Source organism: Methyloversatilis thermotolerans (genome assembly GCF_000372885.1).
Taxonomy (GTDB): domain Bacteria; phylum Pseudomonadota; class Gammaproteobacteria; order Burkholderiales; family Rhodocyclaceae; genus Methyloversatilis; species Methyloversatilis thermotolerans.
Genome location: NZ_KB889967.1, coordinates 53823 through 79301 on the forward strand (window position 1 = coordinate 53823; position 25479 = coordinate 79301).

21 protein-coding genes are annotated in these 25479 nt (G+C 66.8%); 8 read left to right on the forward strand and 13 right to left on the reverse strand.

Features of this window, described 5'->3' with window-relative positions; genetic code table 11:
• Positions 1-59 precede the first annotated feature (59 nt).
• Together zapD and A3Q7_RS0100270 are read left to right on the forward strand one after the other, a co-directional pair.
• Entirely contained in the window at positions 60-815 is a 756-nt protein-coding gene (gene zapD / locus A3Q7_RS0100265) for a cell division protein ZapD (protein WP_018409833.1), read from the forward strand.
• A 32-nt stretch (positions 816-847) separates the two neighbouring features.
• Positions 848-1015 (forward strand): DNA gyrase inhibitor YacG, encoded by a 168-nt coding sequence (locus A3Q7_RS0100270; RefSeq protein ID WP_198289145.1) that lies wholly within the window; start codon positions 848-850, stop codon positions 1013-1015.
• 160 nt (positions 1016-1175) lie between these two features.
• Here the strand turns inward: A3Q7_RS0100270 and A3Q7_RS0100275 are convergent, their stop codons facing one another.
• On the reverse strand, positions 1176-1709 hold the full coding sequence (locus tag A3Q7_RS0100275) for an energy transducer TonB (RefSeq protein WP_026224312.1): 534 nt from the start codon (positions 1707-1709) through the stop codon (positions 1176-1178).
• Between the two features lie 95 nt (positions 1710-1804).
• On the opposite strand from A3Q7_RS0100275, the gene A3Q7_RS0100280 reads away from it, so the two are divergent.
• On the forward strand, positions 1805-2881 hold the full coding sequence (locus A3Q7_RS0100280) for an ankyrin repeat domain-containing protein (protein ID WP_018409836.1): 1077 nt from the start codon (positions 1805-1807) through the stop codon (positions 2879-2881).
• Here A3Q7_RS0100280 and A3Q7_RS0100285 read toward each other — a convergent pair.
• The 3 genes from A3Q7_RS0100285 to A3Q7_RS0100295 all read right to left on the reverse strand — a co-directional run bounded on the left by A3Q7_RS0100285 (position 2841) and on the right by A3Q7_RS0100295 (position 7260).
• The gene (locus A3Q7_RS0100285; RefSeq protein ID WP_018409837.1) at positions 2841-4640 is read right to left on the reverse strand and encodes a SulP family inorganic anion transporter; all 1800 of its coding nucleotides are present in this window, start codon (positions 4638-4640) and stop codon (positions 2841-2843) included. The two genes, A3Q7_RS0100280 and A3Q7_RS0100285, sit on opposite strands and share 41 nt — an antisense overlap.
• On the reverse strand, positions 4610-6277 hold the full coding sequence (locus A3Q7_RS0100290; RefSeq protein ID WP_018409838.1) for a bifunctional protein tyrosine phosphatase family protein/NAD(P)/FAD-dependent oxidoreductase: 1668 nt from the start codon (positions 6275-6277) through the stop codon (positions 4610-4612). Before A3Q7_RS0100290 ends, A3Q7_RS0100285 begins: the two co-directional genes overlap by 31 nt.
• Positions 6278-6390: 113 nt before the next feature.
• Complete coding sequence (locus tag A3Q7_RS0100295) at positions 6391-7260, reverse strand: MBL fold metallo-hydrolase (RefSeq protein ID WP_026224314.1); 870 nt, start codon at positions 7258-7260, stop codon at positions 6391-6393.
• Positions 7261-7407: 147 nt separating this feature from the next.
• Between A3Q7_RS0100295 and A3Q7_RS0100300 the strand changes: the two genes are divergently transcribed.
• Entirely contained in the window at positions 7408-11415 is a 4008-nt protein-coding gene (locus tag A3Q7_RS0100300; RefSeq protein WP_018409840.1) for a response regulator, read from the forward strand.
• A 56-nt stretch (positions 11416-11471) separates the two neighbouring features.
• Positions 11472-12602 (forward strand): response regulator, encoded by a 1131-nt coding sequence (locus A3Q7_RS0100305; protein ID WP_018409841.1) that lies wholly within the window; start codon positions 11472-11474, stop codon positions 12600-12602.
• Positions 12603-12820: 218 nt separating this feature from the next.
• On the opposite strand, the gene lptA is transcribed toward A3Q7_RS0100305, so the two are convergent.
• From lptA to A3Q7_RS0100325, 4 genes are read right to left on the reverse strand one after another with little or no spacing between them, the layout of a single operon-like run.
• Positions 12821-13396 carry a lipopolysaccharide transport periplasmic protein LptA gene (gene lptA / locus A3Q7_RS0100310; RefSeq protein WP_018409842.1) on the reverse strand — a complete coding sequence of 192 codons (576 nt, stop codon included), beginning with the start codon at positions 13394-13396 and terminating at the stop codon, positions 12821-12823.
• Positions 13393-13974 (reverse strand): LPS export ABC transporter periplasmic protein LptC, encoded by a 582-nt coding sequence (lptC, locus tag A3Q7_RS0100315; protein ID WP_018409843.1) that lies wholly within the window; start codon positions 13972-13974, stop codon positions 13393-13395. Before lptC ends, lptA begins: the two co-directional genes overlap by 4 nt.
• Positions 13971-14498: a KdsC family phosphatase gene (locus A3Q7_RS0100320; protein WP_018409844.1), complete on the reverse strand. Its 528-nt coding sequence runs from the start codon at positions 14496-14498 to the stop codon at positions 13971-13973. The genes lptC and A3Q7_RS0100320 overlap by 4 nt, the downstream gene beginning before the upstream one ends.
• Positions 14495-15484, reverse strand: coding sequence for a KpsF/GutQ family sugar-phosphate isomerase (locus A3Q7_RS0100325; protein ID WP_026224315.1), 990 nt, complete (start codon positions 15482-15484; stop codon positions 14495-14497). Before A3Q7_RS0100325 ends, A3Q7_RS0100320 begins: the two co-directional genes overlap by 4 nt.
• A gap of 138 nt (positions 15485-15622) precedes the next feature.
• Here A3Q7_RS0100325 and A3Q7_RS0100330 point away from each other — a divergent pair, with 138 nt between their 5' ends.
• On the forward strand, positions 15623-17593 hold the full coding sequence (locus A3Q7_RS0100330; RefSeq protein ID WP_018409846.1) for a cation:proton antiporter domain-containing protein: 1971 nt from the start codon (positions 15623-15625) through the stop codon (positions 17591-17593).
• Between the two features lie 79 nt (positions 17594-17672).
• Here the strand turns inward: A3Q7_RS0100330 and A3Q7_RS0100335 are convergent, their stop codons facing one another.
• Positions 17673-18362, reverse strand: coding sequence for a prepilin-type N-terminal cleavage/methylation domain-containing protein (locus A3Q7_RS0100335; protein ID WP_040570724.1), 690 nt, complete (start codon positions 18360-18362; stop codon positions 17673-17675).
• A gap of 281 nt (positions 18363-18643) precedes the next feature.
• Here A3Q7_RS0100335 and A3Q7_RS0100340 point away from each other — a divergent pair, with 281 nt between their 5' ends.
• The gene (locus A3Q7_RS0100340) at positions 18644-19093 is read left to right on the forward strand and encodes a hypothetical protein (RefSeq protein WP_026224316.1); all 450 of its coding nucleotides are present in this window, start codon (positions 18644-18646) and stop codon (positions 19091-19093) included.
• A gap of 33 nt (positions 19094-19126) precedes the next feature.
• Here A3Q7_RS0100340 and A3Q7_RS0100345 read toward each other — a convergent pair whose 3' ends face one another.
• Positions 19127-19519, reverse strand: coding sequence for an MAPEG family protein (locus A3Q7_RS0100345; RefSeq protein WP_018409849.1), 393 nt, complete (start codon positions 19517-19519; stop codon positions 19127-19129).
• A gap of 237 nt (positions 19520-19756) precedes the next feature.
• A complete protein-coding gene (locus A3Q7_RS0100350) occupies positions 19757-20752 on the reverse strand; it encodes a LysR family transcriptional regulator (protein ID WP_018409850.1) in 996 nt (331 codons plus the stop codon).
• 97 nt (positions 20753-20849) lie between these two features.
• On the opposite strand from A3Q7_RS0100350, the gene A3Q7_RS0100355 reads away from it, so the two are divergent.
• Positions 20850-21488 carry a hypothetical protein gene (locus tag A3Q7_RS0100355; protein ID WP_026224318.1) on the forward strand — a complete coding sequence of 213 codons (639 nt, stop codon included), beginning with the start codon at positions 20850-20852 and terminating at the stop codon, positions 21486-21488.
• Between the two features lie 175 nt (positions 21489-21663).
• Here the strand turns inward: A3Q7_RS0100355 and A3Q7_RS0100360 are convergent, their stop codons facing one another.
• Both A3Q7_RS0100360 and A3Q7_RS0100365 read right to left on the reverse strand, forming a co-directional pair.
• Complete coding sequence (locus A3Q7_RS0100360; protein ID WP_018409852.1) at positions 21664-21963, reverse strand: EF-hand domain-containing protein; 300 nt, start codon at positions 21961-21963, stop codon at positions 21664-21666.
• A gap of 182 nt (positions 21964-22145) precedes the next feature.
• A complete protein-coding gene (locus tag A3Q7_RS0100365; RefSeq protein WP_018409853.1) occupies positions 22146-25463 on the reverse strand; it encodes a DEAD/DEAH box helicase in 3318 nt (1105 codons plus the stop codon).
• Positions 25464-25479: the final 16 nt, after the last annotated feature.

Genomic DNA, 25479 nt, shown 5'->3' on the forward strand with positions numbered 1-25479 from the left:
GCGCGGGTTTTCCGTCAGAATCATGAGAATTTGCTTGAATTTGCGCCGGACAAGCCCCTGTGATCACGTACGAATATCCTCTGAACGAGCGCATCCGCACACTGTTGCGCCTTGAGGATCTGTTCGAGCGTACGCAATATTTCATGCGCGCCGAAGGTCCGCACGAACATCATGTTGCGCTGGTGAGCCTGTTCGAGATACTTGAAGTCGCTTCGCGCGCCGATCTCAAGGTTGATCTTGTGCAGGAACTCGAGCGGCAACGGCAGACGCTCATGTCCTTCCGCAACAACCCTGACATTTCCGAAGAGGCGCTGTCCGGCGCGCTCTACGAGATCGAGCAGGCAAGTGCGGCGCTGCTGGCGATGGCCGGCAAGATCGGCCAGTACCTGCGCGAGAACGAGTGGCTCATGAGCATCAAGAGCCGTGCCGCCATCCCCGGCGGCCTGTGCGAATTCGATCTGCCGTCCTACCACTACTGGCGCCATCGCGATGCCGCATCACGCCAGAGCGATCTGGCCGGCTGGCTCACACCGATGCTGCCCATCCGCGACGGACTGACCATCGTGCTGCGCCTGCTGCGCGCCAGCGGACGGCCCGAGCGCCAGATCGCCGGCAACGGTGCCTTCCAGATGATGATGGGGGGCAAGTCGGCGCAGATGCTGCGCCTGCGGGTGCCGGTGAACGAGCCGTTCACGCCGGAAATCAGTGCCAACAAGTACGCACTGAACATCCGCTTCATCGCCCCGGGCGGCCACGCCCGCCCGCGCGTCGCCGAATCCGACGTCGCTTTCGAACTGACCTTCTGCAATCTGTGAACAGGCCGGCAGCACCGTCCGCGGGTCGTACCGTGTCCTGTCCGCGCTGTGGCGCGCCGGCTCTGTTCTCGCCCGCCAATCCCTGGCGACCGTTCTGCAGCGAACGTTGCAAGCAGATCGACCTCGGTGCGTGGGCGAACGAGGAATACCGCGTGCCGGACGAAGGTCAGGAAGCGCCGGACGACGCGCCGGACGCCTGAGGCGGCCGCGTCGCGGTCCGCCGGCCTTCCTCGCGGCCGCGTCGCGGTCCGCCGGCCTTCCTCGCGGCCGCGTCCCGGTCCGCCGACCCTCCTCGCGGCCGCGTCGCGGTCCGCCGACCTTCCCCGCGGCCGCGTCGCGGTCCGCCGGCCTGTCCGGCGCCTATTCGAGGCGGAACAGCACCGGCAGCATCAGTTCGCGAGCGCCGCCCGCGTCGATGCGGCCGATGTGTCGCGCGGCCTGCAGCGCCGCCTGGTCGAGCAGGGCATGTCCACTGCTCGCGAGGATGCCGGCATCGAGCACCCGCCCGTCCGCTGCAAGCGTGAGCCGCAGGCGCACTTCGCCTTCCAGTCCGCGGTCTATCGCCTCCTGCGGATAGAACACGTGGCGGTTGAGTATGCGCTGGGCGCGCTCCTGAGCGTGCTCCTGTGCCCGGCGCGAGGGCCGCTTTTCCGGTGGCGCGGGTTGACGCGCAGCGGGCGCCTCGTTGGTGTTTTCGCTGCGCGTGTCCTTCAGCACCGGCTCGGTCGGCGCCGGTTCCGCGGGGCGGTCGGCCGCAGGCGCCGGCCGCAGGCGAGCCTGCAGCAGCGCTGCGGCGGGCGGCGGCGCATCGGTCTGCGGCGCTGGCCACAGCAGCACGGCAAGGTGCAGCAGCAGCGAAATGGCAAGTGCGAAATGAAGTTTCAGTCGGGACAAACGGACGGTGCGGATCGGTACACTCCGGTGCGCATTGTGCCGCAGCGCACCTCCCGGGTGCGAAACGCGGTGCATGGATCACGAGGAACCATGACTTGAACGCTGCGTCACGTGCGCTGATCGCCATCAGCGCCGCTTTCTTCTTCAGTTCGGCCCGGGCCGAACTGCCCGACCCGTCACGTTTCGGACGTGCGATGGAAATGGGCGACATCCGCGCCGCAGCCCGCTGGCTCGACGAGGGACTGCCCCCCGACTTCGAAGCCGACGTGGTCGGCACCGGACTGATGATCGGTGCCTGGGACGGCAACATTCCACTCATGGAGCTGTTCGTCGAGCGCGGCGCCAACCTCGATTACGTGAGCCGTATCGGCGAGCAGGCGATCGCCCTCGCGGCGTGGCGCGGCAAACGCAAGGCGGTCGAATGGCTGATCGAGCGCGGTGCATCGATCGACCCGCCGGACAAGACCTGGGGGGCTCTGCATTACGCGGCATTTGCCGGTCAGCGCGATATCGTCGACCTGCTGATCGCGCGCGGTGCGAAGCTGGACGCGCGTGCGCCCAATCTGGCCACGCCACTCATGATGGCGGTGCGCGAGGGCCATGAATCGATCGCCCGCAGCCTGGTCGCCGCCGGCGCCAGTACCATCGCCGTTTCCGATCGTGGAGAGAACGCGCTGGCCTGGGCGCTGCGCTACAACCGCCTGAAGATCGCGACGCTGGTCGCACCGCCGGAGAATGTCGCGGAGGCGGTCAGTGCGGCACCCGTTGCCGCTCCGCCGCCACCGCCCCCGGTGTCGGTGCCGGCGCCGCCGGAAGTCGGAGAACTGCTGCGCAAGCTCAGGCAGGCGGAAGCCGAGGGCCGACCGACCGATGCGCTGAGGCGCCAGTTCATGGCGGCCGTGGACAGGCACCGCCGCAGTTCGGCACAACAGACCGTGCGCGCGGCACCTTCGGCCCTGGTCATTTCCGCCCGTCGCGGCAAGCAGGGCGCGGAACGCGCCGAACTGGTCGGCGCCGGCGCCACGCCGGCCACCCAGACGCTGGCTGCCGATGCCGGCGCAGCCGACATCCTGCGCGCCCTGCAGGAGGCGCAGGAGCGAGGCCAGCCGACGGAGGAACTGCGCCGCCGTTTCAGGGAGGCGGTGGACCGTCTGCGGCAGTCAGCGCCCTGACCGCGGCATGGTGGGACAGGAAGACCTGTCCTCCCAGATGTTTCAGCAGCGCCGAGCGTTCGAGTCTGTCCATCACCGGGCCCTTCACTTCGGACAGATGCAGCAGCACCCCCATGTGCGCCAGACGGTGCGCCAGGTGCTCCAGCATTTCCAGCGCACTGGCGTCGATGTCGTTCACCGCCGAACACAGCAGCACCACGTGGCGTGCCGCAGGCTGCTCCGCCACCAGAGCCAGTATGCGGTCCTCGACCTGACGCGCATTCATGAAATTGAGTCCTTCGTCGACGCGCAGACCGATCAGCGACGGATGGGTTTCCACTGCATGCCGGTCGACATTGCGGAAGTGTTCGCTGCCCGGCACGCGTCCCACCACCGCCATGTGCGGCCGGCTGGCACGCCACAGATGGCTCAGCAGCGTGAGCGCGACACCGGCGCTCACGCCGTGCTCCACCCCGAACAGCAAGGTGACCGCCAGAGTGGTCAGCGCAGCGGCGAAATCGGAGCGTGAACAGCGCCAGGTCGTACGCAGCGTGTCGACATCGACCAGCGTCAGGATGGCCACCACGATGGTGGCCGCCAGTGTCGCCTGCGGCAGGTAATGGAGCGCGGGGGTGAGCGTCAGCGACGCCAGCGCGATGCCCACCGCGGTGAAGGCGCCGGCCGCCGGCGTGGCGGCGCCGGCGTCGAAACTCACCACCGAACGCGACAGGCCACCGGTGACCGGATAGCCGCCGGTGGCCGAGGCAGCGAGGTTGGCCACACCCAGTCCGACCAGTTCCTGGTTCGGATCGATGCGCAGCCGCCGGCGTGCCGCGAAGTTCTGTGCCACCGACACCGACTCGACAAAGCCGATCAGACTGATGAGAAAGGCGGGCAGCAGGCACTGCAGCAACAGATCCGGGGCGAGCGAGGGCAGGGTGAGCGGCGGCAGCCCGGCGGGTATGTCTCCCACCTTGCGCACACCCGCTTCATCCAGCTTCAGCGCCCACATCAGCGCGGTACTGCCGATCACTGCCAGCACCGGGCCTGCCTTCGCGCACATGCCCGCCATCTGCGGCTCCATGCCCAGCCGCAGCAGCAGCGGCTTGAGCCGGCTGCGCGTCCAGTAGAGGAAAGCCAGCACGCCGGCACCGAGCGCGGCAGTCGGCCAGTGGACGTGCGGCAGCCCGGCGATCAGTGGCGGCAGCAACTCGGGCAGGGTGTCGCCGTCGGCGCGTATGCCCAGCAGGTGCTTGAGCTGGCTCAGCGTGATGAGCAGGGACGAGGCGGTCAGGAAGCCGGATATGACCGGATGGCTCAGGAAACTGGCGAGAAAGCCGAGCCGCAGCACACCCATCAGCAGCAGCATGACGCCCGACAGCGCGGCCAGCGTGAGCGCCGCCTGCAGACGCGCGGCCTCGTCCACGATGCCCAGGCCGCTGATCGCGGCCGCTGTCATCAGCGACACCACGGCCACCGGTCCGACCGCAAGTGCGTGGCTGCTGCCGAACACCGCGTACACCACCAGCGGCGCGATGCTCGCATACAGGCCGATATGGGGCGGCAGGTTGGCGAGCTGGGCATAGGCCAGGCTCTGCGGGATGAGCATGAGCGTGACGATGAGCGCCGCCAGAAGGTCGGCGCTCAAGGTCGCGCGGTCATAGCGCGCGCCCCAGTCGAGTATCGGGAGCCAGCGCGCAAGTCCGCGTGCCGCACCAGCGGGCGCGCGCGTGGGCAGTGCGTTCGCGCTCAGTTCGCCGTTTCCGGTCGGGCCAGCCATTCACGTCCTTTCAACATGCCTTCCCAGTAGAGGGGCGGCAGTATGCGTTCCTTGAGATACCAGGCGAGGCAGGACGGCCGCGTGCCGTCGATGAACCACGACGGGAAGCTGGGCGCGGTCCTGCCGCCATAGGTGAATTCCGCGAGCACGATCTTTCCGCGCTCGACGGTGAGCGGGCACGAGCCATAGCCATCGTACCGGGCCGGCAGAGGCCGGCCGGCCAGCGAGGCGATCAGGTTTTCGGCCACCACCGGCGCTTGTTTGCGCGCGGCTGCGGCGGTCTTGGCATTCGGCGTGCAGGTGACATCGCCGAGCGAGAAAATTTCGGGGTACCGCACATGCTGCAGTGAGCCGTGATCGACCTCCACCCAGCCTGCCGCGTCGGCAAGCGGACTGGCGCGCACGAAATCCGGCGCCTTCTGTGGCGGGCACACATGGATCATATCGAATTCACAGATCCGCGATTCCTTGCTGCCGTCGGCACGCGTGACCGTGAAAGTGGCCTGTTTCGCGTCGCCATCGATCGCGGTGAGCGTGGAGCCGAAGTTCAGCGCGATGTCGTAGCGCTTCACGTACTCCATCAAGGCCGGCACATAGTCGGCCACGCCGAACAGCACCGCGCCCGCCGTGTGGAAGGACACGTCGATATCCGCGAGCACGCCCTCGCGCAACCAGTGATCGCACGAAAGGTACATTGCCTTCTGCGGCGCGCCGGCGCACTTGATCGGCATGGGCGGCTGGGTGAACAGCGCCCGGCCGCCGCGCAGTTGCTGCACCCGTTGCCAGGTGTACGGAGCCAGGTCGTAGCGGTAGTTCGAGGTGACGCCGTTGCGCCCCAGGGTATCGACCAGGCCCTCGATGCCGTGCCAGTCCAGCTTGAGGCCCGGACACACGACAAGCCTTCGGTACTTCACGATGCGACATCCATCCAGCAGCACGCTGCGTCGCTCGGGCTCGAAGGCGGCCACGGCGCCCTTGATCCAGCGTACGCCCCGGGGCAGCACCGTGCCGAGCGTGCGCACCGTGTGTTCGGGCTTGAACACGCCGCCGCCGACCAGAGTCCAGCCGGGCTGGTAGTAATGCACATCGGCCGGATCGATCACTGCGATGTCCAGCTCCGGTTTGCGGGCAAGCAGACTGGATGCCACGGCAATGCCGGCGGAGCCGGCACCGACGATCACGACGTCGTGGCTGGCATCGGCAGTATCGGCCGGCATCCGCCCGCCGCTTGCGATCCGTCGGACCACGCCGCCCAGGTCGTAGCCGGCCGCGCGCGCGCTCTGCAGGATGTCGGGCAGGGGCCGGGTGCCCGCGCAGGACAGCGCCCACAGCGTGGCCGAGCGGGTACCCGTGCGGCAGTAGGCGAGTATGGGCCTGGGTACGTGCGCCACCAGTTCGCCGAACATGCGCGCATCCAGATCGCTTACCTTGCCCGATTCCACCGGCAGGTAGTAGGCCTCCATGCCCAGTGCACGCGCGGCGCTCTCGATTTCACCGAAATTGGGCTGATCCGGACCTTCGCCGTCGGGGCGATTGCAGATGAGGGTACGGAAACCGGCCTCGCGCAGCGGCGCAAGGTCGGCAAGCACCAGTTGCGCGCTGACGGACAGACTCGGGTCGAGCGGTTTTGCATTCATGGTTCTCCTCCTTGTGTGGACGCCGGTATGTGTCCGGCTTTCCGACAGGGCGCGCCGCCGGCCCGCTTCCCCGGGGCAGGCCGACGAGGGGTCGCTGTCCGTGCGTGGCGCGTTCAGATCGCGTTGAGCGGAATCTTCAGGTAATGGGTGCCGTTGTCCTCCGCCGGCGGGAACGCTCCGGCGCGCATGTTCACTTGCACGGAGGGCAGGATGAGCACCGGCATTTCCAGCGTGGCGTCGCGCGCCGTGCGCATGGCGACGAAATCCTCTTCCGCGATGCCGTCATGCACATGAATGTTGTGGGCACGTTCTTCGCCGACCGTGGTTTCCCAGCGCGGCGCGCGCCCTCCGGGCATGTAGTCGTGACACAGGAAGAGCCGTGTGTGCGCAGGCAGGGAGAGCAGCCTGCGGATCGAGCGGTAGAGGATGCGCGCGTCTCCGCCCGGGAAGTCGCAGCGCGCCGTGCCATAGTCGGGCATGAACAGCGTGTCGCCGACGAAAGCCGCATCCTCCACCAGATAGGACATGCAGGCGGGCGTATGGCCGGGCGTGTGCAGCGCCTGCGCCTGCAGGGAACCGATCGCGAAACGCTCGCCGTCGCGGAACAGATGGTCGAACTGGCTGCCGTCGCGCTGGAATTCGGTGCCGGCATTGAACAGCTTGCCGAACACGTTCTGTACGGTGACGATGTGTTCGCCTATGCCGAGCTTGCCGCCGAGGTGCTGGCGGATCCACGGCGCGGCCGACAGGTGGTCGGCATGGACATGGGTTTCCAGTATCCACTCCACCGTGGCACCCAGCTCGCGCACCCGCTGGATGATGAGGTCCGCGGACGCCGTGCCGGTGCGGCCCGATTTCGGATCATAGTCGAGCACGCTGTCGACGATGGCGCAGCGCAGCGTTGTCGGGTCGAGCACGAGGTAGCTGACCGTGTTGGTGGCCGGGTCGAAGAAGGATTCGATGGTGGGGGTGCTGGCGGACATGGCGGGATCCATCCGTGAAAGATTTCAAGTACACGACACAATCGGCCGTCAACCTCTAGGGTCAACAGACCCTAGCCTGTGCGTGACCGGATAATGACTGAGTTCGCGGGTGCCTATCGGTAACCTAGGTCACTCAGTCACCACTACATGACGTCCAACGATTTTCTCACTCGCGCCAACACCCTTCAGCGCCGCCTGCGGCTGATCGCCGCGCTGTGGGGGCTGATCGTGATCGCAGCCACGGTGCTGATCGCGCAGCGTGCCGACGACGACTACCGGCTGCGCATGCGGCTGGAGGCGGCGCTGCGGCTGGATGGTCTGTCCACGGGCCTGGATGCGGCGTTCCGCCAGTTGTCGGCGATGCCGGTTGCGCTGGCGAGGCTGGAATCCATTCAGGGCTATCTCGCGGACATGCGCGTGCCGGACGGCGACGAGGCGCAGCGTGGCAACTTCCTCATCCAGGACGCGCGCGCGCGCCAGAAAAGCATGCTGCTGGCCGCCGTGGCCCAGGATTTCAACCTGTCCCGGCTCTACCTGACCGACGCCCGCGGCATCGTCCTGGCGGACAATCAGGCGCTGACCGAACTTCCGCTGCTCGGACGCGACTACTCGCACCGCACCTATTTCACCGAGGCGATCGCCACCGGACGCGGCAGCCAGTTCGCGGTCGGGCGCCCGAGCGGCGTACCGGGCTTCTTCTTCTCTGCCGCGGTGGGCGAACCGGGATCCGCATCGGGCGTCATCGTGATCAAGCAGGAGCCACGCGATTTCGAGCACTTGTTCGGTGGCTATGACCGACGGGCCTTCGTGACCGACGCGGAAGGCGTGATCGTGCTGTCGGCCGATCCGGATCGAGTGCTGTCGCGCTTTCCCCATGCCGCCGACGGGACGGTTCCGGACCGCGACGCCTACATGGCCCGCTATCTGCGCGTGCCGGTCGACCTGCCCTGGCAGATATCGGAAAGGGTGATCGATGGCCGTGTGATCCGGCAGGTGTCCATGGACGGCCAGCCGCATGTGCTGCTGGGACGGGATATCCCGGGTCATCCCTTCGCGGCCTGGGTCATGGTGCCGCTGGACGGGGCGGCGGGTCTGTGGCTGCGCCATCTTGCCGGCGGTTCCACCGTGCTCATGGCCGGTCTGCTGCTGCTGTCCTTCTTCGCGCGCAGGGAGCAGCAGGGACTGGAGGCCGACCGCAGCCAGCGCGAACTGAAGGAACTGACCGACACCTTGCCGATGACGGTTTTCCGCTACCACGTACCGAAGGACGCTCCTCCGCGCTTCGTCTATCTGGGGCGCGGCGTCGACGCCATTTTCGGGGTGGCGGCGGAACAGTTGCAGGACGATGCGCAACTGCCCTGGCGCATGACCGGTCTGGATGATCATGAACCGCCGGTCGGTTTCCGCGAAGTCCAGTTCAAGGTGGATGGCATGGTGCGCTGGCTGCGGGTGGACAGTGCACCCAGTCCGGATGGCGCCGGCGGTGTGCTGTACAGCGGCTACTGGCTGGACATCACCACGCGCAAGCTCAACGATGCGAAGTTCCGCGCCGTGTTCGAGAACTCATTCGACAGCTATGTGTTCTTCAGCGGCGACGAAGGCATGGTCGACTGCAATGCGGTCACGCTGGACATGTTCGGCGTGACTTCGCTGCAGACGCTGCTCGGCCGTGAACCCTGGATGCCGCCCATGTCTCCCGAGCGACAGGCGGACGGCGCCGACAGTCTGGCCGAGGGGCAGCGCCTGCTGGCGCTTTCGCGCGAATCCGGCCGGCCGCAGTCGCGCGAATGGCAGTTCCTGAAGGGCGACGGCCAACCCTTCACGGTGGATCTCACGGTCATTCCCATCCTGCAGGGCACGCGCCAGTTGTACTGTCTGGTGGCGCACGACGTGACGCTGAAGAAACAGGCGGAAGAGGCGATGGTGAAGGCGCGCGACGCGGCGGAAATGGCGGCGCACATGAAGTCCACCTTCCTTGCCAACATGTCGCATGAAATCCGCACGCCGATGAATGCCATTCTGGGCATGACGCATCTGGCGCTGCGCGACGAAATGCCTCCGCGCCAGCGCAATTACGTGGAGAAGGCCCACCGTGCCGCGCGCGGCCTGCTGGCCATCCTGAACGACATCCTCGACCTGTCCAAGATCGAATCCGGCAAGCTGGATATCGAACACATCGATTTCCGGCTCGACAGCGTGATCGACCACATGGTCGACGTGATAGGGGTCAAGGCGGAGGAGAAGAACCTCGAACTGCTGTTCAGCGCCGAGCCCGACATCCCGACCGCTCTGGTCGGCGATCCCGGCCGCCTCGGCCAGGTGCTGATCAATCTGTGCGGCAATGCCATCAAGTTCACCGAGCGCGGCGAGGTGACCGTCGGCGTGCGGGCGCTCGCGGTCGACGAGCACGGCGTCGAACTGCAGTTTTCGGTCAGCGATTCCGGCATCGGCATGGACGAGGCGCAGGTCGCCCGCCTGTTCAAGCCCTTCGTGCAGGCCGACAGTTCGATTACCCGCCGCTACGGAGGCACCGGCCTGGGGCTGACCATTTCAAGACAACTGGTCGAACTGATGGGCGGGCGCATCTGGGTGGACAGCGACCCCGGCAAGGGCTCGACCTTCAACTTCACCGCGCGCTTCGGTCGTCAGCTTGGCGCGGATGCGCAGGCACGTTCCGTATCCAGCGATCTGTCCGGTTCGCGCGTGCTGGTGGTGGACGACCATGTCGGCGCGCGCGATGTGCTGGCTGCGCTGTGTCGTGGCCTGGGGCTGGCAGTGGACGCGGTGCCCGGCGGCGAGCAGGCGCTCGAAGCGCTCGCCCGCGACACCGGCGCCTACGGACTCATGCTGGTGGACTGGAAGATGCCGGGCATGGATGGCGTGCAGCTTGCCGACGAGGTGCGACGTCGCTGGCCCGGACGCAGCCTGCGCCTGATTCTCGTGACCGCGCTCGGCCGCGACGACGTCGCGACGCAATCGGCCGGGCGCAACTTCGAAGCGGTGCTGCACAAGCCGGTCACGCCGTCATCGCTGCTCGATGCGGTGTCCCAGGCATATGGCCGCAGGCATGCCCCGGCGCTGGAAAGTGCCGACAGCGAGGCGCTCGACGATTGCATGGCCTCACTGTCCGGTGCCCGCCTTCTGCTGGTCGAGGACAATGAACTGAACCAGGAACTGGCATGCGATCTGCTCGAGCGGGCCGGCATCGACGTGGTGGTGGCCGGCGATGGTCGGCAGGCGCTGGCGGTGCTGGCGACCGATACCCGTTTCGACGCGGTGCTGATGGACTGCCAGATGCCGGAGATGGATGGCTACACCGCCACCCGCGAGCTGCGCAAGCGACCCGGACTGACAGCGCTGCCGGTGATCGCCATGACGGCCAGCGTGCTCGAAGCCGATCGGGCGCGCATGACCGATGCCGGGATGAACGACTGCATTCCCAAGCCGCTCGACATTCCGCAGATGTTCGCCACGCTGGCCCGGTGGGTGCGGCCGCATTTCGGGGGCGAGGCGTCCGCTCGGCAGACAATCGACCACGACGAGTCGGTGCCGGCGCTGCCCGGGCTGGATGTCGCGGTGGGCATGGCGCACTGCATGGGCAAGCCCCAGCTCTATCGCCGGCTGCTGCGAGGATTCGTCCGCGGACAGGCGGACTTCATCATCCAGTTCACGGAAGCCATGGCGGCAGGCGAGCGTGAAACCGCCCGGCGTCTCGCGCACACGCTGCGCGGGCTGACCGGCACACTGGGCGCACAGCCACTGCACGAGCTGGCTTCCGAGCTTGAAACGAGGATCGCGGATAACGCGTCCGCCGAGGTCGTGACCGGCTTGCTTGCCCGGGTCGGCGATCTGCTTCAGCCCCTGATGGACACGCTGCGCGGCCATCCCTGGCTGCGCGAGGAGGCGATATCGCACAGTGACGAGCGGCTGCCCGATTCCGGCAAGTTGCGCGCGCCGCTGCGTTCGCTCGAACAACTGATTGCCGACTGCGACGCCGACGCACGCGTCCAGGCGGAAGATCTGCTCAAGGTCATGGCGGGCTCGTCGCTGGAAAGTCTCGCCGAAGCGCTGTGCGATGCCCTGCGTACCTATGATTTCGAGCGTGCGGCGGACAAGCTCGGCGCACTTCGCGCGCGTGTCGGGGTCGAAGCGTGAGGGAAAGACGGCGACAGTGCGACCGAGGTTGATATGATCGGTGGGTGACCCGACGCATGTCGGCGCACATGCGGCAATCGATCGACAAGGAGAGCAGGGTGACTGCAACGCAGGCTGGAGCGACACGACCCCCGAAACAGACCGTGCTGGTCGCCGACGACACGCCGGAGAACATCGATCTGCTGGGCGGCGTGCTGCGCGACCATTACCGCGTCAAGGTGGCCACCACCGGCGAGCGGGCGCTCTCCATCATCAATTCCGATGACCCGCCCGATCTCGTGCTGCTGGACATCATGATGCCCGGCATGAATGGCTACGAGGTCTGCCGCAAGATCAAGGCCAACCCCGACCGCTGCGGCATTCCGGTCATCTTCGTCACGGCGATGACTTCGATCGAGGATGAACGCAAGGGGCTGGAGGTGGGCGCGGTCGACTACATCACCAAACCCATCAGCCCGCCCATCGTGTCGGCACGGGTGCGCACCCATCTTGCGCTGTACGACCAGACGCGCGAACTGGAACGGCGCGTGGCCGAGCGCACCGCGGAACTGCTCGTGTCGCGTCAGCAGATCATCCGGCGCCTCGGCGTCGCGGCGGAATTCCGCGACTACGAAACCGGCAACCACATCATCCGCATGAGCTACTACTCGCGCCTGATCGGCGCGGCGGCCGGTCTGGGTGAAGCTTCGCTCGACCTGCTGTTCCAGGCGTCGTCCATGCACGACGTGGGCAAGATAGGCGTACCGGATTCCATCCTGCGCAAGCCCGGCGCACTGGATGCCGACGAATGGGCGGTCATGAAGAGGCATCCGCAGATCGGTGCCGAAATCATCGGCGAGCACGACGACCCGCTGCTCGAATCCGCGCGCATCATCGCGCTCACCCATCACGAGCGATTCGACGGCACAGGCTACCCGGCGGGGCTGCGCGGCCACGACATCCCGGTGTTCGGTCGCATCGTCGCCATCGCCGACGTGTTCGATGCCCTGATGAATGCGCGTCCGTACAAACCGGCGATTCCGCTGGAAGAGACGGTGAAGATCATGGATCAGAGCACCGGCACGCATTTCGATCCGGACCTGATGGCGGCTTTCCACCGCGTGCTGGACGATCTCGCCCGCATCAATGCCACCTATTCCGACGAACACGGGCGCATGACCGATGCCGACTTGCCGGCCGGGTCCTGACTGGCCGGCGCGTGCAGGTACCGCGCGCGATGCGGTCGCGATGACGCCGCGGGTCGGGAGCGGTCCGGGTGCTTTCGCGCGCGGCGCGCACGCAGGCAGGGGGCCACGGAAGCCGGCTTGACCGCGACGCGCCGGGCAACGAAACCTGCGGCCTCCGCCCCATCGGCCGCACGGCCGCGCCCGCCCCGAGCGCACGTCTTTGGAAGGGACGACCGACCTTACTGCTTCGGCGCGGCGGGCTGGGCGGGTTGCGCCTCGGCGCCGGATTTGGGCTGGATGATGGCGCGCACGCGCTTGGACTGGTCGCCGGCCGACGGCACGGTTCGCGCATCGGACGAATTGGTGACCGTGTAGTTCTCGCTGATCGAGTTGTACTCGATGTACTGACCGCGCACCTCGTCGCCACCGCTTTTCACGTAGGCACGGACGAAGAACTTGGTGATTTCGGTGCGCGCATCGTGCTCGATACGCTCGGCTTCGCCTTCCATCCACTCGTCGCGACCGTCGCGCTTCTGGCGGAAGCGTGCCAGACCGTCCTGGCCGCCTGTGGCGACGCCTTTCTGGTAGCCGCTGGCATCCTGGGTCACCACTACCTTGTTGGCCTTGATCGTGAGCGTGCCCTGGGTAAACACCACATTGCCCTCGAAAATGTGGGTACGGGTGCGGTCATCCACGGTCACCTTGTCGGCTTCCAGATTGACCGGCTTGTCGCGATCGGCGCGTTCGGCGTGCGCGGGCAGGGAAGCAAGTAGAGCCAGCGCGATCAGGCTGGCGTGTGCGGAGCGCTTCATCATGGGCGGCGACTTCTTTCTATGGTTGCTTTGACGCGCGACTGCAATACGTACTCCTGCTTCACATTGTCGACGAACATGCCGACCCCGTTCGCGACCGATCTGCCCTGGGTGAGGCGGACCGGCTGATCTGTGCGTGCGGTTTCTTCATTCGGATACACGTAGAGCAATTGCGTCCTGAGCGTCATTTCCGGCTTGGCCGGCGTGGCATCGCGTATCAGATAGACATTGTCGCGCAGGATGGCTTCCTCGCCATCCTTGGTGAGCAGCGCGGTCTGCGAGCTGATGCGCGTGGGGCCGGTGCTGCCCTCGAAGGTGATCAGCGGCGAATCGAGCTCGGTGGTGTCGTCGTCGGGATAGTGCCGCATCTGCACGGCGACCAGTGTGTGCTGCACCTTGCCGTTCTCGTCGAAGCGGCGGATGGTGAAGTTGTCCACGATGGAATCCGGATCGTGCCGCAGCTTGCCGGTGGCCTGGGGCGTGTCGACACGGGTGGTCTGCTCCAGCCACATGGTGAGCCCGGCCAGCAGGATGAGGATGAGCAGGGGCAGGGCCTTCTGCACGTGGCGCTGCAGGTTCAATGCAGGCAGTCCCGCAGCAGCGCGTCGAGCGCATCGCGCGCATCGAGCAGGTACTCGCACACCTCGCGCACCGCGCCGCGCCCGCCCGCCGCTTCGGCGATCCACGCCACATGCTGGCGCACGAAGAAGTGCGCATTGGCGGGCGCCGCGGAAAATCCGCAGGCGCGCAGCACCGGCAGATCGACGATGTCGTCGCCCATATAGCCGCACTCGCTCATGTCGATGCCGCGCGCGGCGGCCAGTTCGCGCATCGCTTCGCGCTTGTTCTCGACGCCGAGCAGCGCGGTGGTGATGCCGAGATTGGCGGCGCGCAGCTTGACCGCCGCCGACGACCGTCCGGAAATGATCACCACCTCCACGCCGGCCCCGGCCAGCATCTTCAGGCCGTGTCCGTCCAGCGTGTTGAAACCCTTCAGGCTGTCGCCATCCGGTCCGAACCAGATGGTGCCGTCGGTCATCACGCCGTCGACATCGAAGCCCATCAGCTTCACCCTGCGGGCGGCATCGCGTAGCGGATCGCTCATATCACCTTGGCCTGCATCAGGTCGTGCATGGTCAGCGCGCCGACCAGTTCGCCGTTGTCGCCGGTCACCAGCAACTGGCTGATGCGCCGTGTTTCCATCAGATCGGCCGCTTCGGCCGCCAGTCTTCCGGCTTGTATCGTGCGCGGGTTGCGCGTCATGAGGTCGGCCACCGCAACCGCGCGCACATCGCCCAGCCTGTCGATCGCGCGGCGCAGATCGCCGTCGGTGAACATGCCGGCCACGCCGCCGGCGGCATCCAGTACCACGGTCATGCCCATGCCGCCGCGCGTGATCTGCAGCAGCGCATCGGTCACGCTGGCGGCGAGCGGCACCGTCGGCACCGCATCGCGCGTGCGCATCACGTCGCGCACATGAGTGAGCAGGCGACGGCCGAGTGCGCCGCCCGGGTGGCTGCGCGCGAAATCCTCCTCGCGGAAACCGCGTGCTTCGAGCAGCGCCACCGCCAGCGCGTCGCCCAGCGCGAGCGCGCAGGTGGTGCTGGCGGTGGGCGCCAGATTGAGCGGGCAGGCCTCGACCTCGACGCCGGCGTCCAGGTGGACGTCGGCGAGGCTGGCCAGCGTCGAGGCCGGCTTGCCGGTCATCGCGATGGTGCGTCCGCCCTGGCGCTTGACCAGAGGTACCACCGCCAGCAGCTCGGCGGTTTCGCCCGAATTCGACAGCGCGATCAGTACGTCGTCGCGATGGATCATGCCCAGATCGCCGTGCAGTGCCTCCGCCGCATGGACAAAATAGGCGGGCGTACCGGTGCTGGCCATGGTGGCGGCGATCTTGCGCGCCACGTGGCCGGACTTGCCCAGACCGCTCACGATGACGCGGCCACGGCTTTCCAGGATGAGCCTGACCGCCTGCGCGAATTGTTCGCCCAGGCGGGCGGACATTGCGTCGAGCGCGCGCGCCTCGACCTCGAGCACGCGGCGGGCGCAGCTCAGGATGTCCTCGGAACGGGGTGCAACGGCTTGTGTCATGTGCGGGGCAGGTCGGAGGAGGGCGTCAGTCATACGTAATACCCACTGGCTGACGATCGGTTATGATCGGCGCGGATTATAACAACCTGCTCCGACAGGCGGCCGCCCGCCCCCGGCGCGGCCGAGAACGCTGCCTCCATGTCTGCCCTCGAGCTGGTCCTTCTGCTGCTCACCGCCTCCGTGCTGGTGGTCGGCCTGTTCCGCAGCATCGGACTGCCGCCGATACTGGGTTATCTGCTGGTGGGCGCGCTCGCCGGTCCGCATGCGCTGGCCTTCATACCGGATACCCAGGAAGCCCGCAATTTCGCCGAATACGGCATCGTTTTCCTGATGTTCTCGATCGGGCTCGAGTTCTCGCTGCCCAAGCTGTTCTCGATGAAGCGGCTGGTGTTCGGCCTGGGCGCGGCCCAGGTCGGCTTTACCGTGCTCGGCGTGATGGCGTTCGCCTGGCTGTTCGGCCTTGGCTTCAAGGGCGCCATCGCGGTCGGCGGCGCCCTCGCCATGTCTTCCACCGCGGTACTGATCAAACTGCTGGTCGAGCGGCTGGAACTGGATTCCACCCACGGCCGGCAGGTGGTCGGCGTGCTGCTGTTCCAGGATCTGGCGGTCGTGCCCTTCCTCGTGGTCATCCCGGTACTGGCGCTGGGCGCAGAGGAAAGCATGGAAGCGCTCGCGCTGGCGGGCGTCAAGGCGGCGGTCGCGCTCACACTCATCCTGTTCCTCGGTCCGCGCCTGATGCAGCGCTGGTTCCACGTGGTGGCCATGCGCAAGTCGCCCGAGCTGTTCATGCTCAATGTGCTGCTGGTGACGCTGGGCATGGCGTTCGCGACCGAACTGGCCGGCCTGTCGCTGGCGCTGGGCGCCTTCCTGGCCGGCATGCTCATTTCCGAAACCCAGTACCGCTATCAGGTGGAGGACGACATCAAGCCCTTCCGCGACGTGCTGCTGGGGCTGTTCTTCGTCACCATAGGCATGCGGCTGAATCTGGCGCTGGTGCTGTCCGAACTGTTCTTCGTGCTGCTGACGGTGCTGCTCATCCTGATCGGCAAGTTCGTGGTGGCCGCCGCCGCCTCGCGCGCCTTCGGATCGTCACCCGGCAATGCGCTGCGCGTCGGACTCTGGCTGTGCGCCGGCGGTGAATTCGGCTTCGTGCTGATTTCGCTGGCCGATTCCGCCAACCTGATTCCGGACCGCATCCTGCAGATCGTGCTGGCCTCGCTGCTGCTCACGCTGCTCATCGCGCCGCTGATCGCCCACTACGCCGACCGCATCGTGCTGCGGCTGGTGCCGTCCGAGTGGCTGCTGCGCTCGATGCAGCTCACCTCCATCGCTGCCCAGTCGCTCGCCACCGACAGCCACGCCATCGTCTGCGGCTACGGTCGCAACGGCCAGTATCTGGGGCGCTTCCTGGAAAACGAAGGCATTTCATTCATTGCGCTCGACCTGGATCCGGAACGGGTGCGCGAGGCGGCGGCGGCCGGCGAGACCGTGGTGTTCGGCGATGCCGGCAAGCGCGAAACGCTGGTCGCCGCCGGCATCGCGCGCGCGTCCATCATCGTGGTCACCTTCGTCGATACCGATGCCGCGATGCGGGTGATCCACCTGGCGCACGAACTGCGCTCGGACGTGCCGGTGGTGGTGCGCACCTTCGATGAACGCGACTACGACAAGCTGGCCGCCGCCGGGGCGACCGAAGTCGTGCCGGAATCGCTCGAGTCCTCGCTCATGCTGGCCACCCATGCGCTGGTATTGCTCGGCGTGCCGCTGGCGCGCGTGCTCAAGCGCATACGCCAGTTGCGCGGCGACCGCTACCACCTGCTGCGCGGCCTGTACCGCGGCGCCGATCAGCTCGCCGACGAGGCGGCCGGCGAAGTGCAGTTCACGCGGCTGCACTCGGTGCCGCTTGCGCCCGGCGCATGGGCCATCGGCCACCGGCTGGAGGAGTTCCACTTCGAAGAGGATCGTGTTCAGGTGAGCGCCATCCGCCGGCGCGGCATCCGTGCGCTGGAACCCAGTTCCGAACTGGTGCTGGAAAGCGGCGACGTGGTGGTGCTGCTGGGCGAGCCGGCGGAACTGACGCGCGCCGAGGCGCGATTGCTGAAGGGCTGACGGCTCTGGTGGCCGGCGGCAGGCGCACGGGTCAAGCCGCGCTGCGCGCTACCCGGCTGATGTGCAGCCCGTCTGTGAATCAGAACCCCACGCAGATCGTGTAGCGCTCGTTGCCGTCCTCGGACGCGGCGTCCAGTGCCACCGCACGGCCGCTCGCGGCCGGCACGCCATTGCTGTCCAGCATCGCGCGCACCGTCCCGCTCTGGCTGAAACCATCGTCCATCGTGCTGTCGACCTGTCGCGCGAGCCGTGCGGTGATGCCGCTGGAACACAGGAAATAGGCACCGGTCATCGCGCGCGCCTCCGGCCCGCTGCTGCCCGAGGGCAGTATCGGCGCCGTACTGCTGATGCCGATGATGCCGTTGTCGGCATTGCGCGGCGTATACGCGGCATCGGTTTCGCTGGTCGGGCCGGTCAGCAGATTGGCCAGCCGCAGGTGCTGCCACACCAGCCGCGATTCGTCCTGCGCGCTGGTGGAGTTCCACGCGCCGCCGATGCGGCCGTTGCCGCGCGCATCGCCCGCCGGTGCCGTGGCCTGGGTACCATTCACATGCTGGGCGGCCGACGGATCGTCGCCGGGCAGGAAGCGGAAGCGGTCCTGGTAGGCATAGATGGCGGTGGACATCGTGCGGAAGTCATTCACCAGGCTTTTCGCCTTGGCGCTGTTGATCAGTTCCTGCCCCTTCAGCACACCGCCGAGCAGGAGGCCGATGATGACCAGTACGATGGCAATCTCGACCAGGGTGAAACCACGCTTTGCAGTATTCATATCCATGTCTCTCCATGCCATGCGGATCTGCGTGCCGGATATCGGCGAGCGCAAAGTATGACATAGGTATCGGTGGTTGATGGCAAGGGCGCATGGCGTGTCGGCGAGCTTGTCGGCCTTGCCGATGCGCCGCCGGGATGACCGGCACGCGCACAGGCCGCGCCGGAAGCGGGCGCGCTGCCGCACGGACGTCCGCGCTGGCCGGCGCTGCACTGCCCGTGCGCTGGGGCATACTCGACCGCAGCGCGTCAGGATCCGGCGTGCAAGCGAGGGAGAAAACCGTGGATACTCAGGATGTGTGGGCTGCCAACCGCGCCATGCTGGTGCACTTCGACAGCTACAGCGCCGCGCTCATGTTCGCGCGGCTGGATGGCAGCCTGCTGCTGCCGGGTGCCTTGCCGGAGGAGGCCGAACTGCAGCCGCCACCCGCCGGCATTTCGGCTCGGCACGACGGTGAGGCGGTCAAGGCGGCAGCGGTCGAGCGCCTGGGCCTGAACCCGGACGAGGTGATCGTCGCCGACGACTTCGACCACTGGGTGCACACGGCCGACGGCCCGGTGAAAATCCATCTGTTGCGCTTCAACACCTTCGAAGCGCCCAAGGCGCTGCTCGAACCGCATGGCGGTACCTTCAAGGCGATCAGCGAACTGCGTGGCAGCGCGCGGCTGGAACTGGCGCTCGCGCGCGAGGTGTTCAACCTCATCATCGGCGCCGGCGGCGGCCGGGCGTGAGGCTTGGGGGATGCGCGACCGCCCCGTTTCACCTCAACCGACGAAGAACAGCGCAATGCAGCAGCCGACCCCGATCAACCAGACCACGGATCGCAGATTGGCGCGGTCGGCCAGATAGGCCGCGATGTAAGCGATGCGCGCGGCGATGAAGGCGATCGCCAGCGCATCCACCGTGCCCTGTGTGGCCTGCATGCGTTCAGCCACCAGCACGCCGGCGATGAACAGCGGCAGTGCCTCGAAACTGTTCAACTGCGCCGCATGCGCGCGCGCCGGCAGACCCTGCAGACCGGCCAGCCACTGACGCGGATTGTGGTTGTCGAAGCCGCCTTCGCGCCGCGGCTTGCCGAAGCCCTTCTGCTTGGCGATCCAGGCACAGACGATGGGCAGCAGGCAGGCGATCAGGATGCAGGTGTCGGCAAGGGTCATGATGGCGGCAAGGTGGGCGATGGAATGAGGCGCAGGGCGTCATGCGACGCCCGGATCGTCAGTGAGCGGAATGCGTGTTCGCGGGGCGTCATCGTCTCAAGTTTAGCGTTGCGGGAGAAGAGCGGGCGGCGGGCGGCGCCTGCCCCGGAAGTTCGTCGCCAGCGCGCGTGCTCGCGCGACCGCTTCCGCGCGCGGAGTGCGCCCTAGGGAGAACGGGCGCCCTCTTTTCTTGCCGTCTCAGTCCTCGGATACAACGGGTTTCTTGAGACTGGGCAGGCTCGACCAATCGAATTCGCGCAGGAAGGCCTGAAGCTCGTCCATGGCTGCCGAGCGAGTGCGGTCGCTGAGCAGCAAGGCACGTACTTCGCGAACGAAAGGCGTGCCTGCCACATGGCTGAATGACAGGCCACCCGACAGTGCGGTCGATTCGGCGACGAAGGCGACGCCGATGCCGGCCCGGATCATGGTCTGCACCCAGTCCTCGCGCGTGGTCTGCTGTACCACGTTCACATCGATGCCCCATTCCTCCATGCCCCGCTGTATATAGGTGCTGTACTCGCAGAGGCTGCGCTCGCAATAGGGCTCGCCCGCGAGGTCCGCGATGGCTATCGCGGCTTGATCGCCGAAACGGTGGGACGACGCGTGTGCGACCACGAAATCCTCGCGATACAGGACCGGTCCTGCAAAACGACGTGCGATGTCATAAGGGGAGGCGAGCAGTGCGACATCGATATCGCCCTTGTCCAGTGCATCGATCAGCGCTTCCATCGAACCTTCGCGGAACAGGATGTCCGTCCTCGGGTGCTCGGTCTGAAAGGCAACGAAGGCGGGGAAGATGGCACTGAGGTCTATCGTGCACATGATGCCGACGCGCACGACTTCCGGCCTTTGCTGCTGCAGCCGTCGCGCGAGATCGCGTGTCTGGCTGGCGGCGGCATAGATCTGCTGCAGGCTGGGAAGCATGGAGCGACCGAAATCCGTCAGACTCACCGCCACTTTGCTGCGCTCGAACAGCAATCCACCGAGGGTGTCCTCAAGCCGCTGTATCGCTCTGGTGAGTGCAGGCTGCGATACGAAGCAGCGTTCGGCCGCACGCGTGAAGTTGAGGGTTTCGGCCAGCGCCAGGCAGTAGCGAATCTGGTAGAGCTCCACCTTGTGCTCCTTGCTTGTGCGTCGGGCGTGATGCACACCGTCTATGGGTTGATGAAAACGAGTGATTTCCGGCGCGGCCACTGGATGAACACATAATCGGCATCCCGGCGACTGTTCCTGTTTCCGCTATGCTGATCCACGATAGTAGCCTGAGTGTCCGTGCCGACGATGTGCGTCTGTGCGCCCCGACGTGCCGTGGGTGCGCGCTGTGAAGCACGTCGCTGCCGGCGAGCTGGAGGCGCTGAGGCAGTCCTTTGTGGCGGACTCCATTCATCTCGACACCGATACGGATGCCGCCGATGCCCGGGCGCGGCAATACTGGTGCGACCTTGAGAGCATGATGGCCAGTCATCTGCGCGCCCGCTTTCCGTGCACCGCAGACCTGCTGGGCCGCGATGGCTTCGCCGCTCTGGTGCGCCGCATGATCGTTGAACATCCCGGGCTGGATTCGCTGCGGCAGACCGAACACGCGTTCGCCCATGGATGGCTGGCCGCGCAACCGGAACTGACGATGCTGCCATGGCTGGGGGAACTGGTACGCCTGGAGGCGGCGCTCGCCAGGGCGTCGGATGCCTGCGCGTTGCGGCGAAATTCATTGCCTGGCCTGATGTACTTCAGATCTGGCCAAGATGTGATCCGCCTCTACGATTGGTGGCGCAAGGGCATGCAGGGTTGCGCACCGTCCTGGCGTGCGGGCTGCGCCGCCGTACTGCTGCTTCGATCCGGCAGGACATATGTGCTCGCACTGCCGGGCCCCCGGTCCGCAAGCACGGCGACCGGTCGCGTCGGCGTCGCGATGGTGCCTCCCGGCGCCTGAAGTTCAGGCCCCTGATCCTCGAGCATCGTTTTCGCTGGCGCAGGCGAAAGGTCGCGCTGCCCGGCCGGCCGTCAGCGTCGGACACTTTTGCATCGCCGCTTCCGGCCCGCCGTGGCAAGCAGCGAACCCGAGGCGGCAGGGCTTTCCGCTTGCCACTGAGCTGCAGCGACCCCGCTCAGCCGTTGCCGCCGCCGTACAGTTTCTCTCCCATCCATTCCTTGCTGTCGAGCATGCCGTCGCCATTCTTGTCCATCTTGTCGAAACTCATGTCCATCACCTTCATGAACTCGGCCTTGCTCACCATCTTGTCGCCATTGGTGTCCATTTTCTTCATCACGTCCATGGTGCGCATCTTTCCTGAGAAGTCCATGAAATACACGGACGTTTCGTCCGGTCCCGCGTGAACGGCAGCGGCTGCAAGGGACAACAGCAGGGCGAGCGATGTGGCGTGCAGGGTGGCCTTGATCGTGTTCATGGGATGACTCCGTGATTGAGGGGCGTGATGACCCGGACAGGCAATCTGCGCGGACCATCGGCGGGAGTATCCGAAGTGTCGTGAAAGCTGTGAAATACCGATATTCGATCACCGGATAACGAGAAGGCATCACGCCGGCTGACGCAAACAGGGCGCCGCCGGTCGATCTGCCTGCGGACGACTTACTCCGCCAACGGCTCCAGCAGCGCCGCCAGATCGCTTTCGCCGAACTTCTCCAACGCGGCTTCATCGTTGCCGAGGATGCCTTCGGCCAGCGCGGCCTTCTTTTCCTGCAGCGCGACGATGCGCTCCTCGATGCTGCCGGCGACGATGAGCTTGTAGACGAACACCGGTTTGTCCTGGCCGATGCGGTGGGCGCGGTCGCTGGCCTGGTTTTCGGCGGCGGGGTTCCACCAGGGGTCGTAGTGGATGACGGTGTCGGCGGCGGTGAGGTTGAGGCCGACGCCGCCGGCCTTCAGGCTGATCAGGAACACCGGCACGGTGCCTTCCTGGAAGCGGCGCACCACCGCTTCGCGGTTCTGCGTGTCGCCGGTGAGCATGACGCTGTCTATCCCTTCGTCGGTCAGCGCCGCATGGATGAGGTCCAGCATGCCGGTGAACTGCGAGAACACCAGTACCTTGCGCCCTTCGGCGAGCAGGCTGTCCAGCATGTCCATCAGCAGGTCGAGCTTGGCGCGCTCCTTCACGCGGGCGGCGGCGTCGGTCTTGAGCAGGCGCGGGTCGCAGCACACCTGGCGCAGCTTGAGCAGGGCGTCCAGGATGACAATGCGGCTGCGCGCAAAGCCGCGGCTGGCGATTTCCTCGCGCACCCGCTTGTCCATCGCCACGCGCACGGTTTCGTACAGGTCGCGCTGGCGGCCGGCCAGTTCCACCGTGCGCACCACCTCGGTCTTGGGCGGAAGGTCGGCCGCCACGTCGTCCTTGCGCCGGCGCAGGATGAAGGGCGCCACGCGCCGCGCCAGCAGCTCGCGCCGTATCAGGTCGCCATGCTTCTCGATCGGCGTGCGCCAGTGACGGGTGAAGTCCTTCTGCTCGCCCAGAAAGCCGGGCAGCAGGAAGTCGAATTGCGCCCACAGCTCGCCCAGGTGGTTTTCCAGCGGCGTGCCGGTCAGACACAGGCGGTGGCGGGCACGCAGCGTGCGCACCGCGCGTGCGGCCTGGCTGCCGGCGTTCTTCACCGTCTGCGCTTCGTCGAGGATGAGCAGGTGATAGTCGTGCTCAGCCAGCTTTTCATGGTCGCGCCACAGCAGCGGATAGGTGGTGAGGCATACGTCGTGCTGCGGAACGCGAGCGAATTGCTGGAAGCGGTCCGGCCCGTGCAGCTTGAGTACGCGCAGTGCCGGCGCGAAACGTTCGGCTTCGCGCTGCCAGTTGAATACCAGCGAGGTGGGCAGCACCACCAGAGCCGGGCGGTCCAGCCGGCCGCTCTGCTTCTCGGTGAGCAGATGGGCCAGCGTCTGCGCCGTCTTGCCCAGGCCCATGTCGTCGGCCAGTATGCCGCCGATGTCGTGCGCCCGCAGATGCTGCAGCCAGGCCAGGCCTTCCCGCTGGTAGGGACGCAGTTCGATGCCGAAGCCGGCGGGCGCATCCACCGCCTGCACCTTGTCCATGCTGCGCAGCCGTGCCACCCACTGTTCCAGCGACTGGAATCCTTCGCGCGTCCAGTCCGCACCCAGTGCCTCGGCCAGACGCGGCGCGTCCATGCGCGACACGGCGAGCGGCCCTTCGCCCGGGTTGTCGAACAGGTCCACCAGCGTGCGCGCCAGCGGCTTGATGCGCCCGGTCTGCACGACGATGCGCTCGCCTTCGGCGGTATAGAGCTCGGTGCTGTCGTCGTCGTCCATGCGGTCGAGCGACACCGGGTCCAGCCAGCGGCGGTCGCGCCTGAACAGCGCATGCAGCAGCGGCGCGAGATCCATCCGCCGGCCGCCGACGTCGATGCCCAGTGACAGCTCCAGCCAGCCGTTCTCGCCTTCCTCGATGTCGGCATGCCATTCGTCCACCACCAGCACGCGGTGCCGGAACATCGGCGGGCAGTCGATCTGCCAGCCGGCGGCGGTGAGCCGGCGCGCGGCGTCGGCGAAGAAGCGCCCCCAGGCCTCTTCGCTTTCCAGACCCAGCGCACCGACCGGCAGCGGTTCCCACATCTGCAGCCAGCCGGATTTCACCGGCGCGAAGCCCACTTCGGTCAATTGCTTCATGGCCGTCTCTTCCGCGGCGCGGTCGCGCTTGACGCGCACGGCGCGGCCGCTGGGCAGCGATGCGAGGTCGCTGTCGTCGCCTGCCGCGAAGTACACCTCGCCATAGCGCATGGCGGGCAGGGCGATGTCGTACAGTGCGTTGCCGAGCGCCTTGTCATAGCGCCGGTGCGGCTTCACGTGCCACACAGTCAGGCTGTCCAGCTTCAGCACCGGCGTGAGCGGGGTGTCGACCTGAGGCAGTCGGGCGGCCTCCAGTCCCAGCGGTGACGGCATGCCGGGCGCCACCTCGCCCAGCGCTTCGGCCACCAGCGGCAGCTCCACCGCCGACAGCACCGGCAGTTCGAGCACCGCCTGCAGCACCTCGCGCTGCGGATGGGTGATTTCGCCCACCGTGTGATGTTCGAGGTCGAGGTACCAGGGCGGGTCGGTGGGCAGCGTATAGCCAGCGGGCGGCGTACAGGCGAGCATGGCGCGCACGCCCAGTCTTTCGGTCTGCCATTCCAGGTGCCCGGCACGCGCATCGCCGGTGTGCAGCACATGCGCCGGCGCGAAGTCCGAATCGTCCTCGCGGATGAAGGTGCGGCCGGTTTCCAGCGCGTTGCGCAGCACCGCCAGGCCGTCGCTGCCGGAAATCTCGAACGGCACGAAGGCGCTGCCGGAGCGCCGGCGGATCGCCTCGCGCAGCGTGCGGAATACCGGCAGATCGCTGTCCTGCACGAAGGAGGGCGGCTTGAGCAGTGCCTGTTCGTAATTGAACCAGGGCTGGGCGGCGCCGGAAAACTCGCCGTCGCGGCCCAGGCGCGCCTTGAGCAGCTTGAATTCCGGCGCATGCGGCCCGCGCATCACCAGCACGTAGGCAATCGCATCCTTGGGCGCGCTGGTGCGCTTCTTGTCGGCGGACTGCGCAGGCTGCAGGCGCTGCCTCAGCGTCTGCGCCCACTTGAGTACTTCGCCGCGCGGTCGTTCGATCAGTTCGCCGCGCTTCTGCGCCGCCAGCAACAGCGCCACCGCGTGCTTGCAGCGATTGCCTACCGGACAGGTGCAGCGCGTGGCGACTTCCAGCGTCAGTTCGCCGAAGTACTCGCGGCGTTCCAGCCGGACAATCACCTCGTAGGGAGTGCTTTCCGATCCGCGCACCCTGGCGCGCATGCGCGAGCCATTGACCTCGATCTCACCGACCTGGGTGATGTACTGCCGGCCGCGTTTGATGGTTTCCTCGGAAAACAGCTCGCCCAGCATGCGGGCGTCGAGCTGGGACAGCAGGCGGGTCAGTTCCATTGCAGGCGCGGCAGGC